We start from the raw sequence: 13,477 nt of genomic DNA, 5'->3' as shown, positions 1-13,477 counted from the left end.
AAATTTTCGGCTTAGTTGCCGGCAGCTTGCCGCCAACTCACTCCTCTAGATAAGTATTTTGACTCACGCTCCTTCCTCTTTCGAGACGTTGTGACACTTAGGGTGCGGAATGTGGGATATAATATGGCTAAGTTATCCAGAGAACCAGCATAGTCAGGGTGGTCAGTACCTAAACTTTTACCACGAATTTCGAGAGCTTGTTGATGGAGAGGTAAAGCTTGCTCATACTGTCCCATTGACCTATATAATACGGCTAAATTATATAGAGACTCAGCATAGTTAGGGTGGTCAGTACCTAAACTTTTACCAGTAATTTTGAGAGCTTGTTGATGGAGAGGTAAAGCTTGCTCATACTGTCCCATTAACTGATATAATACGGCTAATTTATTCAGACAATTAGCATATTCAGGGTGGTCAGTACCTAAACTTTTACCAACAATTTCGAGAACTTGTTGAGAGAGAGGTAAAGCTTGATCATACCGTCCCATTGACTTATATAATATGGCTAAAAGATTCAAAGAATAAGCATAAATAGGCTCATTAGTTAGTGAGTAACTTTTGGCTAAATCACAGGTTTGTTGGGCGAAGATAATCCCTTGCTCATATTGCCCCTGCTGATATAGCATTCCTATGGTTTGGTTATACTGTTGTATCTGGTTAATTATGGATTGATTGATGTTACTATCTTCCTTTAATAAACTAAGTTTTTGTTGCTGATTATTGTTGCTGATTGATCAGAGTGATTAATGGGTTTTTCCACCACCTTAAACCGCTTATAAAACACCTCACTATTACCCTGATTACCCTGAATAAATATCTCCTACAATAAGTTGTTAAAAACCTCCGTATTGTTCCAACGATAGATACTGAAATCTCGACGATCAACAGTTAATATTCTTCCATGTCCTAGATGCTCTGCTAATACAATCAAAGAAGCGTCTGCCATATCCATCGGTAAGTTAGCGTAACGATCCATTAATTCAATCATTCGTTCAATATGATGATTTTGTAAATGAAATATTTCAAAGTTATCGTTAACCAATCCCTGCAAAAAGTTGATTTGCGCCTGATTACCTATTCTGGCTAAGAGTAAATAACAGGTTTCGGTGATAACAGGATAGGTGGTAATTAAGGCTTCATTTTGACTATAAATAGTTTGAATGGCTAACGAGTGATCTTTGTCTTTTCGATTGCCAAGAGCGAGAAAGAATCCTGTATCAGCAATGATCATTTTTTTCGGATAGGAGTGAATGCAAAATGTTTTCTGAGTTTTCGGCAAAGTCAGCCTCTGCTTCAAAGCTACCGATAAAGGAACTTTGTTTTAATTTAGCTAGGGGATCGTGTGTTTTTCCTTGGAGTTGTTGATAGCGTAGTTCAATGGCTTTTTGAATGGTTTCTAAAGTATTTTCTTGGGTGGTTTGTTGAATATAGGCTAGTTTTTGAGCGTGTTCATCGTCTAGTTGAATAGAAATTTGCATTGTTTTTTCCTATTTTATGGGCAATTACTGTTGACAATGGGCAAGGGCGATCGCTGGCATGATGCGGTCTAGTTATAATATCGGGTTAATGATTGCTTAATTTATGTTACCATTCTCCTTTAATAAACTAAGTTTTTGTTGTTGATTATTGTTGCTGATTGATCAGAGTAATTAATTGTTTGTTCTACCACCTTAAACCGCTTATAAAACACTTCACTATTACCCTGTTGACCCAATTTAATAAATATCTCCTCAAGACGCTTTTGATTTAAGATAATATCTGTAGGGTCAGATTCCCCATTAACCCAAGATAAATCAATGGGTTGCTCTGTGACAATTGCCAGAAAATATTCATCTCCTACTGCATCATATTGGAAAAATCGAGCTAGTCCTTCAGACGGAGGTAAACGAAGTCCTTCTGACAGCTTAGTATAAGGAACATAGGCAAATGCTCTTGAAGGACTAAAGAGATAAAAATTTCCTTCTACAGTCTCATTAATTAACAATAAATATTTACCATTTTCAGGTAAATCAACCCATAAATAATGGGGCTTGTTAAGATAAAGATAATTACCCTTATCTGGCTCTGGCTTAATTACAGTACCATTCATAACTAGACCCCTTTTTGAACTACCGTTTGAGGCTCCTCCATTAGGGGATTTTTCTCCATCAAAATTTTCATTAATATCCAGCATCGTTAACTTATTACAAGCAGGTGCAGCAACTTCTTTTGCTAATTCCCAACCCATCCGAGGAAATTTTTTCTCCCATAACCATTGATAAGTCACTTGATGAGGTTCAATTGAATTCTGAGGTTTTCCTTTCTTCTCATATTTAGTAGTAATTAAATTGACACTTAATTCTAATCCATCGTCTATCATCGCTTGTTTAAACACATCTACCATTATTCTCCTAATTCTTTTCGCATATTCATTAATAGTTGCTTCCGTATAATGAAGATTATGCTTATTTTTCATTATTTCGACAATTTCACTTCTTTTTTTATCTTGATTTTTTGGATGATATAGAAGTTGAAATAAACAACTATGATCTTGATTTTTTATCAAACCAGTATTTTGCAAGATCCGGTTTAGAAATGCTTTTTGCAATAGGTCTTTATCTTTAGTTCCTATCCTGTCAGGAATGCCAACCATTTTTAGTTCAAAAATAATCAAAAATTAATGGAGATATTTAAAGATTACATCATTTCCTCTGATTTGTCAATATTTTTATGAGAAAGAGAAAGCACTGTTATTAATTGTTATTTAAAGTTATGTACGGTTATTTAGAGCTATTTAGAGTTATTTAGAGTCGTTGGCTGATACCAATTTGTTATTCAGTATCTATTGAATGTTATTTGATCTGAATGTTTGACTTGAATCATCAACTAATTAATTCACAGGAGTTGACAGCTAATGCCAGTTTACAACGGTACAATTTACAATGACTTCTTGTTCGGCAGTTTCGGTAATGACACCATGTACGGGAATGAAGGGAATGATAGCATTTACGGCCAAGGAGGCAACGACTACATCGACGGTGGAATAGGCAACGACTACATTGATGGTGGAGATGGTGCAGATATCATCTTCGGCCGCGCTGGAAATGACAATGTCTTCGGCGGAAACGGTAGTGACTTGCTCATTGGCGAAGCGGGTGCTGACACTTTATCAGGCGGAAACGACACTGATTATCTCTTTGGCGGAGCCGACAACGATGTTCTATTAGGAGGTGCTGGGAATGACTTTGTCTATGGCGGCTATGGCAATGATATCCTCACTGGCGGCACTGGTGCCGATGCCTTTTTTTTCGGTTCTCTTCTAGAAGGAGTTGACGTAATCAAGGATTTTCAGTGGATAGAGGGCGATGTCATCCAGATCAGTAAGTCCGGATTTAATGCTAGTAGCCTTAGCCAATTTAACTACAATAGCTTAACAGGTGGGTTAAGTTTTCTTGGGCAACAATTCGCAACCATTGAAAATCGCCCCGCAGGGTTTGCTGTCTCTTTAGATGTTCAGCTTATTTAATTGGGAGTGGGCGGGCGAATCTTTTGGTTCGCCTGTTCCAGACGACTGGGCAATTTTTGCTCACTGGTCAAACTAAAAGCATGAACCTTGTTCTCAAGGAACAAAAGATAACGAACAACAAAAAAAGAATTAATTTTTGAGGAGCAACAAAAATGTTCAATCCCTGCAACCCCAAATATCCCTTATTTACTTTTGCTATTGCTTTATTCGTTGGCGGTATTACTAATCCAAGCAGTGCAGCAGAGTTTAAATTTCCTGATCAGGTTGATATTTACGTTAAATCCTTAGGAGGTGGTGCTGGTGCCAATTCTGAGTTTGGTCTTGGGACTACTTCAGAAAACTTTGTTCCAGTTCTTTCAGGATTGCCGAATAATCCATCAACAAACAGTGAGGTTTTTTTGGGGTCTTTTAATCCAGATCAACCAATTCCACTGGCGGTTCTAACTAACTGGAATGGTCAAAGTTTTTTCGCTACAATTGGAGGCACAGATATGGCTTCACAAATAGTTTTTTCGGATCTAGATAATAGCCTTGGTTTCGGAGGAAATACATTTGAGTTACTAGATACTAATATCTTCTTAGCTCATCTTGATGACGCTGCATCTTTCACTGTAGATGATGATGACGATGATGTTCTTGTTCAGATTCGTGTTGCATCTAAAAGAACGACTCCAGAATCCAGCAGCGTTCTTGCTTATATTACCCTTGGGGGTTTAATGCTAGGGAGTGCTATCCGCAAAGCCAGAAAGTGATCGCATTGTAGCTCGCTATTGGGTTGTTGTCAAACGAACAAGTCTCAATGGGTTCCAGGAGAAATTGTCACAGCGGGGCAAGTAGTAAAAGCGATTATTCTTAACGGATTGGGATTTGTCTCCCGATACTCGTATTTATTTCCTCAATTTTTTGAAGATAAAGCAACCGAACATCTGCGGGGAGATGGCATCGAACCCAAACACCTGAATGATGATAAAATTAGTCGAGTAATGGACAAACTTTATCAACTTGATGTTTCGGCCATTTTCCTACTGATTAGTTTAGCGGCCGTGAAAAAATTTGGTGTGGCGACCGAGAATTCCCATTTAGATGCTACTTCCCTCTCAGTGGAAGGAGAATATAATACTAAATCCGTTGAGTATAGGCTACATATCAGGACAGGCACTCATGCAATAGGCAAGAGGCAAAAGGGGGAATAAATAATCAGTTTTTAATAACCAGATTTAGTATAAAAAGGAATACCCAACAGTAGAAATCCTTAGGCTAAGTTGAAGTTATAGTTTTAAGTATTTAATTGACTAACAAAGACTAGAGAAGGAGCAAAGGGAAAAAATGTCAATTAATGAATACAATTTTGTTACGGTTTTGCTCCTAGGGATGATCGATCGGTTAGAATGGTAAGACGCTCAACGATAACAATTATGACTTTACTAGCGAAATCTTTAGAGGAACTGACCGACTGGGTAAAAGACCAGGGACAACCCGCTTATCGGGGTAAACAATTACACCAATGGCTATATGAAAAAGGGGTGCATTCTTTGGCGGATATTTCCGTATTCCCCCAAGAATGGCGCAGCAAGATGGCGGATTATCCTATTGGTCGTTCCCTTATACATTATCGCAGTGTAGCACCCGATCGCACTCGTAAATATCTGCTAAAACTGGCGGATGGTTTAATTATCGAAGCGGTGGGAATTCCTAGTGAAAAAAGATTGACAGTCTGTGTTTCTTCGCAAGTGGGTTGCCCGATGGCCTGTGATTTTTGTGCCACGGGAAAAGGGGGTTTTACTCGTAATTTAAAAGCACATGAAATCGTTGACCAAGTGTTAACAGTACAGGAGGATTTTCAGCAGCGAGTCAGTCATGTGGTATTTATGGGGATGGGGGAACCTTTATTAAATATCCCCGAAGTGGTGACAGGGATTCATTGCCTTAATAAAGATGTGGGTATCGGTCAGCGTTGTTTAACGATTTCTACCGTGGGATTACCCCAGAAAATCAAGCAACTAGCCGAACATAATTTGCAAATAACTTTTGCTGTTAGTCTCCATGCTTCTAATCAACAAGTTCGAGCTAAATTAATCCCCAGTGCCGACCATTATCCCCTAAGTAATCTGATCCAAGACTGTCAGGAATACGTTCAAATCACGGGACGACGGGTGACATTTGAATACATTCTTTTAGCGGGAGTGAATGATTTACCCGAACACGCAGGGGAATTAGCCAAACTGGTGAAAGGTTTTCAATCCCACGTAAGGCTTTTAAAACTATTTTAGAACAGGAAAAAGTCGCCGTTACTGTCCGTTATTCGAGAGGTTTAGCGGCAGATGCGGCCTGTGGACAATTGCGATCGAGCGTCATGGTACAATAAACTTGATTTGTTCACTACTCTATCATCAGTTTTCTCTGTTATAATTAGAGTAACAGAGGAGTGTTGGCTGTGTTGTTTGTTAATAATTGTAAAATTTAATCAAGATCGGGATGGTTATCGAGTAACACCTCAACAGCAGGGCAAATAACTGTTAAGTGTGCTTCTTTAACTAGCGGTTTTGGTTATCCTGCCACGGAATTTTTTCAGAGAAGTAGATTTTAGCATTTGTCAGCCGCAGTAACTCGACTGTTGGTGATTTTTTCGAGTTCGGGGGTAAGGATCATGAAAAGTCAAATATTAGCAATTGCAGCTTTAGGAACTTTAGCGGTTTTTAATTGTTTTCCTGGGGTAGCTTATAGTCAACCGCTACTTGTCGGCCAAGAACCAACCACACCCACCTTGATCGTAATTGATGATGAGGAGATGGCACAACTTCCTGTGCCTGTTCGTCAAGGATTGGAACTGTATCTAGCGGGCAATACTGGTGGTGCAGTTGATGTGTGGGCAGATAACGGAATTAAATTCGCTAAGGATCATGAGGATTTTTTTGAATCGGCCGAACAAGCTAGAAGTGAAGTACAACGCTGGGAGGAAACCCGTTTGAAAATGAAAAAAATTCTCAAACAATACACTCAAGCTAGTGGACCTTGTAAACAATCTATTTTCCTGCAAGAACTTATCTATCCCCAGAATAAGTTTTTAAGACGTTTTTTCCTGAAACTTCGCCACGAACAAGATTCTTTATTTGTAGAGTTTATCACTTTACAGACCCCTAAAGGAGTGTACATTACCCACATTCACTTTCATCCAGACCTGCGAGAAATCATCAAGGATGATAAGTAGTACGACATCAATCGACTACACTAGATCAAGGAGGTAGCGTTGCGACTTATCAGCAGGCTGATCTTCAAACAATTAACAGTGATCACTTAATCCTATTCAAGAGGTAGAAGGCTTTTAAAACTATTTTAGAACAGGAAAAAGTCGCCGTTACTGTCCGTTATTCGAGAGGTTTAGCGGCAGATGCGGCCTGTGGACAATTGCGATCGAGCGTCATGGTACAATAAACGGCCGTAAATCAGCCATTAACTAGGGTTGGCTGAATAAATCTAAAAACCTTGTTGGTTAAGACGTTTAGACTTTTGGAAAATCAAAAAGTGCCAGCCATTGGAGGGATCGGGGGGAAAATTCCGGGACTTTTTCCCTGAAAATTAGGTAATTTACCAGATGAAAATGGGTACAACCCTACACCCTACACCCTACACCCCACACCCTGGCCCCACGAGAAACTTTTTGCCGCAAACCCTAACTAGATTGCTAGTCTCCCTGCTAGGCTAAACTAGAGAACTATAACATCAATGTAGGAGCCATTTCGATGCAAAGTCTCTCTAGTGCCAAAGAAAATCGCCTTTTTGTCTATGAAGTCGTCGGTTTGAGTCAAAATGACAATACTGATAACCTAGATTATTCTATCCGTAAGAGTGGCAGTGTCTTTTTGACCGTTCCCTATAGCCGCATGAATCAAGAAATGCGTCGGATTACCCGTTTAGGCGCTCGCATCGTCAGCATTAAACCCTTAAACGCTGCTGCGGCCGAGTAGTTCATAAAATAATTATTGCTAATATCTGTCCCCCGCTCTTGCCCTGATCAGGCAAACTAGGGGGATTTTTAGCACAAATAGGGAAAAGTAGCAGAAATCTTAATAAAAAGTAAAAATGCTGCAAATGTAACAGATTTTAACCAGAGAGTTGACCTATCCTTAAGGAAAAGATAAAAGCGATGTCTGTGGTTTTTTTAAGATAACTCTCAATATAGGCCTAGGTGTAGTGTACCGATGGTAGGCTAAACTATGGAACGATTATCGTGACTTGAGTTGGGAGTTATATTTAATGTACAGTCCGAGTACACTAGCGGGAAACCGTTTATTTGTTTACGAAGTGGCGGGTCTCAATCAAAACGACAATACTGACAGCTTGGATTATTCAATCCGTCAGAGTGGAAGCGTGTTTTTCACGGTTCCCTACAGTCGCATGAATCAAGAAATGCGTCGGATTACCCGTTTAGGTGGTCGTATCGTCAGCATCAAACCCTTAAATGGGATTGCCCCCGTAGCAACTGTTTCTAGTGCCTCCACACCACAGCCAATCGCTCAATCATCGCCCGTCCCCGAACAGACCAAGAAAAAGGCCATGACTCAAGCGAAAGAAAAAACAGATATCCCCGTCAACATCTACCGTCCGAATCAACCCTTTATCGGCAAATGTATCGAGAACTATGCTCTCGTTGATGAGGGAGGTATCGGCATCGTACAACACGTCACCTTTGACCTTTCTGGGAGCGATTTACGCTATTTAGAAGGCCAAAGTATCGGTATTATCCCCCCGGGTACCGATGCTAATGGCAAACCTCATAAATTGAGACTCTATTCGATCGCCTCCACCCGTCATGGTGATAAATTAGACGATAAAACCGTATCCCTCTGCGTGCGTCAATTAGAATACCAACACCCAGAAACCAAGGAAACCGTTTATGGAGTTTGTTCCACCCATCTTTGTCATATAGGGGTGGGGGACGATGTGGCTATTACTGGTCCGGTGGGTAAGGAAATGCTGCTACCGGGTGATGAAGATGCCACTATCATTATGATGGCCACTGGGACTGGAATCGCTCCTTTCCGAGCTTTCCTCTGGCGGATGTTCAAGGAACAACACGAAGATTATAAATTCAAAGGTCTAGCTTGGTTGATTTTCGGAGTTCCCAAAACGGCCAATATTCTCTACCAAGAAGAATTAGAGAAAATTGCGGCGGAATTCCCCGATAACTTCCGTCTCACCTATGCCATCAGCCGGGAACAGCAAAATCCCCAGGGCGGTAGAATGTATATTCAACACCGGGTAGCCGAACACGCTGACGAAATCTGGAATCTACTCCAAAGTCCCAAAACCCACGCTTATATGTGCGGACTGAAAGGGATGGAAGATGGTATCGACGATGCTATCAGTGGCGCCGCCGCTAAAAATGGTGCTGATTGGTCTGTCTATCAGAAACAACTGAAAAAAGAACATCGCTGGCACGTAGAAACCTACTAAACCAAAAAGGTTCTCTGAAAATTTTTTCGGGTGGGCATTGCTCACCCTTTTTGTCTTGGCTTCGGTTAAGATCAGTTTCTTAAAAGGCTTTTAATACTAAATCTAGTTATTAAAAACTGATTATCTATTCCCTCTTTTGCATGAGTGCCTCTTACCTTTTGCCTGTCCTCACAAGTAGCCTATACTCAACGGATTTAGTATAAAAAGATGAAATTCTCTCGACGCTTTTTTCCTGTTTTCCTTGCCCTCTGCTTACTGTTTATTTTGCTGCCCCGGGCCTGGAGTTTTACTAATAGCCAAAAACAAATTCTGGCAGATTTAAAAACAGCCGAGATTATTTATCTGGGAGAAAGGCACGATAGTCAAGCCGATCATCAGGCCCAATTAGCTATTATCAAGTATTTACAGGCCAATAATCCCCAAATAGCGATCGCTTTCGAGATGTTTCAACGTCCTTACCAAATCTATTTGGATCAGTATTTAGCCGGCAAAATTAGCGAAAATCAGTTGAGAGAAAAAAGTGAATACGACCAACGTTGGGGATTTGATTGGGAATTTTACGCCCCGATCCTGCGCTTGTCCAAGGCAAAAAAACTACCAGCGATCGCCCTAAATACACCCACGGAAATCACTAGAAAAGTGGCACAGGAGGGCTTAGAAAGCCTCTCCACCTCAGAAATGACCTACATCCCCCCCAAAAGCGAAATAAACCAGGATAACGAGGAGTACCGTCAACAGATCTTAGCCGTTTATCAGCAACACACGGGGGGCAAAAGTCAGGGATTCGATCGCTTTTTTTTGGCACAGGTTCTCTGGGATGAAACCATGGCCGATGCGATCGCTAAATTCTGGCAAGCTCATCCCGAATATCAGATTATCGTCCTAGCAGGAAAAGGTCATATTGCCTACGGTTACGGCATTCCCAGTCGAGTCCAAAGAAGATTAGGCGATCGCGTCAGCCAGCGTTCGGTTTTCTTGGGAGACGCTCCCCAATCATCACCAGCAGAAACCAAAAAACCCGCCGATTATTTTTGGCAGGGGCAAAATTAAGCCAGTCAGGAGCTAGGAAGCAAGGGATGATAAGCTAATACCATTTTTCTTTATTCTTGGCAGGTATCTTACCCCCCCAACCCCCCCGACATCGGGGGGGGTGAGGGCAATTAACCATCTCTGTCATTACTTTAGAAAAATGGTATATAGCAATTCCCATAGTTGTGAGGTACAGAGTCTTAGGTTTTGAGGAGTCAGGAGCCGGTCGTCAGGAGTCAGGAGCCGGTCGTCAGGAGTCAGGAGTCAGGAGTCAGGAGTCAGGATTCGGGATTCAGGAGTTAAGATTTTGGTGTACCTCATGAGATTGGGAAACGCTATAAGAAGCCAGTCTTTTAATTTCACGGTTAATTTAGTAGATAATAAGTCTGAAAAACTGATGTTATTTTATGATTAATTTAATCTGTCAAGATACCGAAACGCTCGATCGCATTTTAGCTGTGACTCGTGCCGTCGGTTGGGGTGGTGCTAAAATTCTCCAATCCTACCACCGCGGTGAACAGGATTTAGCCGTTAACAAGAAGAAAAAAGGCGGACCGGTGACGGCGGCGGATTTAGCGGCAAATAACTATATTTTAGGGGAATTACAAACAAATTTTTCTGATATCGACTTTGGTTATCTGAGCGAGGAAACCCATCAAGGCAATGAAGCTATCCCGAAAGATTGGGTATGGATTATCGATCCTTTGGACGGAACCCGCGATTTTATCAACAAAACGGGAGAATATGCCCTACATATCGCTTTATGTTATCAGGGAAGACCGATCATCGCCGTGGTTGCCCTACCGGATCAAGAAAAACTCTATTTTGCCCAAAAAGGAAAAGGCACTTTTCTAGAAACTAGCCACGGAAATATTACACAGGTAAAAGTTGCCAATAAAGATAAAATTACCGATCTCTATCTGGTGGTTAGTCGTACCCATCGCGACCAACGTTTTGATAATTTATTAAGTCAAATACCCTTCTTCGGTAAAAATTATGTGGCTAGTGTGGGCTGTAAAATTGCCACGATCCTCGAACAAAAATCCGATGTTTATATCTCCCTATCGGGGAAATCGGCGGCTAAAGACTGGGATTTTGCCGCTCCGGAGTTGATTTTAACGGAAGCCGGCGGCAAATTTTCCTATTTTGACGGTCAACCCGTGCGCTATAATCGCGGCGATGTGCGGCAATGGGGGGGGATCATGGCTAGTAATGGTCCTTGTCATCAACAACTTTGTCAGTTGTCCACGGCAATCCTCGCCCAAATTGATGCCACTGCCTAATTTCTGCCCCCCTAACCGAGAATCAGAGATCGGTAGAATGGAAAAAAACCAGATCGAGCAATGTTACGGTTAAAAACTTGGCAAGGGTTGATTTTAGCAGTTCCGATCGCCGCCGTGGTGATTTTTCTGATCGTGGCCGCCGGCTTTCAGATCCATCAATGGGGTTTAAATTGGATTTGGGCAGTTTTTACCCTGATTTTTGTCGCTTGGCGCTTCCTGTTGGTCAAATGGACGCGCCCAGGGGTCAGGGAAATTGAAGCCACCATTGCCGAAGTGAAGGCAGAATTAACCCCTCCTGACGGTGATTCCGGGGGCAATGTCGAGGAAATTATCGAGAGGATTATCGTCGAGGCCCGCAATGATCGCCCGGTTTGGGAAGATTGGGCGACTTTTTGGCAACGCTGTCAGGATTTGGTCAGTGCCATCGCCCATATATATTACCCGGATGTCAAGTACCCCTTATTAAATATTTACATTCCCCAGGCCTACGGTTTAATTCGGGGAACCGTGGATGATAGCGATCGCTGGATGCAGAATCTTTCCCCGGCCCTGAATCAAATCACCATCGGGCAAGCCTATCAGGCCTACGAAGTTTATCAAAAATTGCAACCCTCAGCCCGGAAACTTTGGCAAGTCTGGAATTGGGCGCAATGGGTGATCAATCCCGCCGCGGCTGTGGCTAAAGTGGCCAGTCAAAAGTACAGCGATCGAGCGGATCAGCAATTATTAGTCAATTTAGGGCAAGTTTTGCGGGAAAATGCCCTGAGAAATCTCTCTCGCCAAGCGGTGTTACTCTACAGTGGCAGTAATCTCGCCCCAACTCTCCCCACCAAGACGAAAATCGCCACTACTACTCTCAAGGAAATTCTCGCCCAAGCTGAACCAATCACGGAAATCGATCGCCAACTGGTTAATATTCTGCTGGTTGGACGCACCGGGGCCGGCAAAAGCAGTTTAATCAATACTCTCTTTCGGGCCGATTTAGCCCAAGTGGATCTATTGCCCAGTACCGATGCCATCCAATCCTACCATTGGCAAACCCCAGAAGGAGACGAGTTAATCCTCTGGGATACCCCGGGCTACGAACAGGCAAATCGGGCTGATTATCGGCAAAAGGTTCTCAATTATGCCGAAAACGCCGATTTATTGATTCTGGTAACTCCCGCCCTCGATCCCGCCCTGGCCATGGATGAGGCTTTTCTTAAAGATTTGCAACAAACTATTGACAATTTACCAGTTATAGTCTGTGTTTCTCAAGTTGATCGCCTGCGTCCGGTGCGAGAGTGGCAACCCCCCTATAATTGGCTGACGGGAGAAAGTCCCAAAGAAGTCAATATCCGCGAATGCTTGCAGTATCGGGCGGAATTATTCGAGAATCTCTGCGATCGCATTTTGCCGATGGTCAGTCAACAGCCGGATAGAGAAGCTTGGGGGGATGAGGAGTTATCAATCGCTTTGCTGGGGGCAATTTCGCCCGCCAAACAGTTGCGTTTAGCCCGTTTTTTAGCGGATTTAGAAACTCGAACCCTGGCAGCGGCTAAAATAATCGATCGCTATACTTTACAGATGGCCACGGGGCAAGGTTTAACGGCCCTATTAAAAAGTCCTATTCTAGGTTTTATCTCCACTTTAGCCACAGGAAGACCGACTTTAGCCTATCTTTTAGCTGAACAAATTCCTGTGGAACAATTACCGGTAGCGATCGGTAAATTACAGATGGCCTATGAGCTTTTTTCTCTCTTGAATCCAGAGAATAAAAGTTTTGATTTATTGGCACTTTGGCCAATACTATTAGAAAATTCTAGCACTGCCGACAAGGAAGCTTGGGCTTGGGGTCATGCTCTGGTAGAATATTGGACAAAGGACTTATCGATCGAACAGTTCCGGTCAAGTTATCAGGGGTATTTAGAGACGATCAAAACAGGCCTCTAACCAGATTAATTAAGCTAAAACTTTATTCCACGGCAATCATCACATCAGAGGATTTAACCCACCCCATAGACTTATTTTCCCAGGGCAACGCCTAATTTTTCCGCCGATTCTTTGGTGATAATCGAGACCATCTCTATTCCGGGGGCAATTTCCACAACTGACAGGGGGACAAGCAAGCTGAAAAGCTTATGTAGCATAAAATACAGACACAGACTCCAAAAAAAGATAAGTCATATTTACCATATATGACCTAAATAACGAAAATGATAAGTGA

Annotated in this window: 14 protein-coding genes and 3 pseudogenes; 12 read left to right on the top strand and 5 right to left on the bottom strand. The window is 42.1% G+C overall.

Annotated features, from left to right (window positions below; translation table 11 throughout):
- Positions 1-11 precede the first annotated feature (11 nt).
- The 4 genes from EWV68_RS19260 to EWV68_RS19245 form a co-directional block, all read right to left on the bottom strand.
- Positions 12-626 carry a tetratricopeptide repeat protein gene (locus tag EWV68_RS19260; protein WP_287170748.1) on the bottom strand — a complete coding sequence of 205 codons (615 nt, stop codon included), beginning with the start codon at positions 624-626 and terminating at the stop codon, positions 12-14.
- A gap of 194 nt (positions 627-820) precedes the next feature.
- Positions 821-1,231 (bottom strand): type II toxin-antitoxin system VapC family toxin, encoded by a 411-nt coding sequence (locus tag EWV68_RS19255; protein ID WP_012264691.1) that lies wholly within the window; start codon positions 1,229-1,231, stop codon positions 821-823.
- The gene (locus tag EWV68_RS19250; RefSeq protein ID WP_287170746.1) at positions 1,218-1,478 is read right to left on the bottom strand and encodes a hypothetical protein; all 261 of its coding nucleotides are present in this window, start codon (positions 1,476-1,478) and stop codon (positions 1,218-1,220) included. Before EWV68_RS19250 ends, EWV68_RS19255 begins: the two co-directional genes overlap by 14 nt.
- Positions 1,479-1,597: 119 nt before the next feature.
- Positions 1,598-2,632, bottom strand: coding sequence for a hypothetical protein (locus tag EWV68_RS19245; RefSeq protein WP_287170744.1), 1,035 nt, complete (start codon positions 2,630-2,632; stop codon positions 1,598-1,600).
- A 261-nt stretch (positions 2,633-2,893) separates the two neighbouring features.
- Here EWV68_RS19245 and EWV68_RS19240 point away from each other — a divergent pair, with 261 nt between their 5' ends.
- From EWV68_RS19240 to EWV68_RS19185, 12 genes and pseudogenes are all read left to right on the top strand, one after another.
- Positions 2,894-3,505: a calcium-binding protein gene (locus EWV68_RS19240; RefSeq protein WP_061433275.1), complete on the top strand. Its 612-nt coding sequence runs from the start codon at positions 2,894-2,896 to the stop codon at positions 3,503-3,505.
- Between the two features lie 152 nt (positions 3,506-3,657).
- Positions 3,658-4,257 carry a hypothetical protein gene (locus tag EWV68_RS19235; RefSeq protein ID WP_002795574.1) on the top strand — a complete coding sequence of 200 codons (600 nt, stop codon included), beginning with the start codon at positions 3,658-3,660 and terminating at the stop codon, positions 4,255-4,257.
- 57 nt (positions 4,258-4,314) lie between these two features.
- Positions 4,315-4,620: pseudogene (locus EWV68_RS19230) on the top strand (DUF4277 domain-containing protein); the annotation flags it as partial.
- Positions 4,621-4,920: 300 nt separating this feature from the next.
- Positions 4,921-5,870: pseudogene (gene rlmN, locus EWV68_RS19225) on the top strand (dual-specificity RNA methyltransferase RlmN).
- A 282-nt stretch (positions 5,871-6,152) separates the two neighbouring features.
- Complete coding sequence (locus EWV68_RS19220; protein WP_287170743.1) at positions 6,153-6,713, top strand: hypothetical protein; 561 nt, start codon at positions 6,153-6,155, stop codon at positions 6,711-6,713.
- 113 nt (positions 6,714-6,826) lie between these two features.
- Positions 6,827-6,937 (top strand): annotated as a pseudogene (locus EWV68_RS19215) (dual-specificity RNA methyltransferase RlmN); the annotation flags it as partial.
- 308 nt (positions 6,938-7,245) lie between these two features.
- Positions 7,246-7,470 carry a rod-capping linker protein CpcD gene (cpcD, locus tag EWV68_RS19210; RefSeq protein WP_002732223.1) on the top strand — a complete coding sequence of 75 codons (225 nt, stop codon included), beginning with the start codon at positions 7,246-7,248 and terminating at the stop codon, positions 7,468-7,470.
- A 289-nt stretch (positions 7,471-7,759) separates the two neighbouring features.
- Positions 7,760-8,959 carry a bifunctional rod-capping linker CpcD/ferredoxin--NADP reductase PetH gene (cpcD/petH, locus tag EWV68_RS19205; RefSeq protein ID WP_061433271.1) on the top strand — a complete coding sequence of 400 codons (1,200 nt, stop codon included), beginning with the start codon at positions 7,760-7,762 and terminating at the stop codon, positions 8,957-8,959.
- Between the two features lie 207 nt (positions 8,960-9,166).
- Positions 9,167-10,009 (top strand): ChaN family lipoprotein, encoded by an 843-nt coding sequence (locus EWV68_RS19200; protein ID WP_287170742.1) that lies wholly within the window; start codon positions 9,167-9,169, stop codon positions 10,007-10,009.
- Positions 10,010-10,173: 164 nt separating this feature from the next.
- Positions 10,174-10,311, top strand: a complete 138-nt coding sequence (locus EWV68_RS19195; RefSeq protein ID WP_287170740.1) for a hypothetical protein — start codon at positions 10,174-10,176, stop codon at positions 10,309-10,311.
- 84 nt (positions 10,312-10,395) lie between these two features.
- Positions 10,396-11,271, top strand: a complete 876-nt coding sequence (locus EWV68_RS19190; protein ID WP_061433269.1) for a 3'(2'),5'-bisphosphate nucleotidase CysQ family protein — start codon at positions 10,396-10,398, stop codon at positions 11,269-11,271.
- A 60-nt stretch (positions 11,272-11,331) separates the two neighbouring features.
- Positions 11,332-13,203 (top strand): GTPase family protein, encoded by a 1,872-nt coding sequence (locus EWV68_RS19185; protein WP_287170738.1) that lies wholly within the window; start codon positions 11,332-11,334, stop codon positions 13,201-13,203.
- A gap of 71 nt (positions 13,204-13,274) precedes the next feature.
- On the opposite strand, the gene EWV68_RS19180 is transcribed toward EWV68_RS19185, so the two are convergent.
- On the bottom strand, positions 13,275-13,400 hold the full coding sequence (locus EWV68_RS19180) for a hypothetical protein (protein WP_260324476.1): 126 nt from the start codon (positions 13,398-13,400) through the stop codon (positions 13,275-13,277).
- Between the last annotated feature and the right edge of the window lie 77 nt (positions 13,401-13,477).

This window comes from Microcystis sp. M_QC_C_20170808_M9Col (assembly GCF_007095495.1).
Lineage (GTDB): Bacteria > Cyanobacteriota > Cyanobacteriia > Cyanobacteriales > Microcystaceae > Microcystis > Microcystis aeruginosa.
The sequence above is the reverse complement of the archived record's forward strand: the minus strand, read 5'-3'. Positions and strand labels throughout refer to the sequence as shown.

Excerpts from the sequence above, each read along its gene's own strand:
- EWV68_RS19260 (WP_287170748.1), bottom strand. The coding sequence starts at position 626 with ATGCTATATCAGCAGGGGCAATATGAGCAAGGGATTATCTTCGCCCAA.
- EWV68_RS19255 (WP_012264691.1), bottom strand. The coding sequence starts at position 1,231 with ATGATCATTGCTGATACAGGATTCTTTCTCGCTCTTGGCAATCGAAAA.
- EWV68_RS19250 (WP_287170746.1), bottom strand. The coding sequence starts at position 1,478 with ATGCAAATTTCTATTCAACTAGACGATGAACACGCTCAAAAACTAGCC.
- EWV68_RS19245 (WP_287170744.1), bottom strand. The coding sequence starts at position 2,632 with ATGGTTGGCATTCCTGACAGGATAGGAACTAAAGATAAAGACCTATTG.
- EWV68_RS19240 (WP_061433275.1), top strand. The coding sequence starts at position 2,894 with ATGCCAGTTTACAACGGTACAATTTACAATGACTTCTTGTTCGGCAGT.
- EWV68_RS19235 (WP_002795574.1), top strand. The coding sequence starts at position 3,658 with ATGTTCAATCCCTGCAACCCCAAATATCCCTTATTTACTTTTGCTATT.
- EWV68_RS19220 (WP_287170743.1), top strand. The coding sequence starts at position 6,153 with ATGAAAAGTCAAATATTAGCAATTGCAGCTTTAGGAACTTTAGCGGTT.
- cpcD (WP_002732223.1), top strand. The coding sequence starts at position 7,246 with ATGCAAAGTCTCTCTAGTGCCAAAGAAAATCGCCTTTTTGTCTATGAA.
- cpcD/petH (WP_061433271.1), top strand. The coding sequence starts at position 7,760 with ATGTACAGTCCGAGTACACTAGCGGGAAACCGTTTATTTGTTTACGAA.
- EWV68_RS19200 (WP_287170742.1), top strand. The coding sequence starts at position 9,167 with ATGAAATTCTCTCGACGCTTTTTTCCTGTTTTCCTTGCCCTCTGCTTA.
- EWV68_RS19190 (WP_061433269.1), top strand. The coding sequence starts at position 10,396 with ATGATTAATTTAATCTGTCAAGATACCGAAACGCTCGATCGCATTTTA.
- EWV68_RS19185 (WP_287170738.1), top strand. The coding sequence starts at position 11,332 with ATGTTACGGTTAAAAACTTGGCAAGGGTTGATTTTAGCAGTTCCGATC.
- EWV68_RS19180 (WP_260324476.1), bottom strand. The coding sequence starts at position 13,400 with ATGCTACATAAGCTTTTCAGCTTGCTTGTCCCCCTGTCAGTTGTGGAA.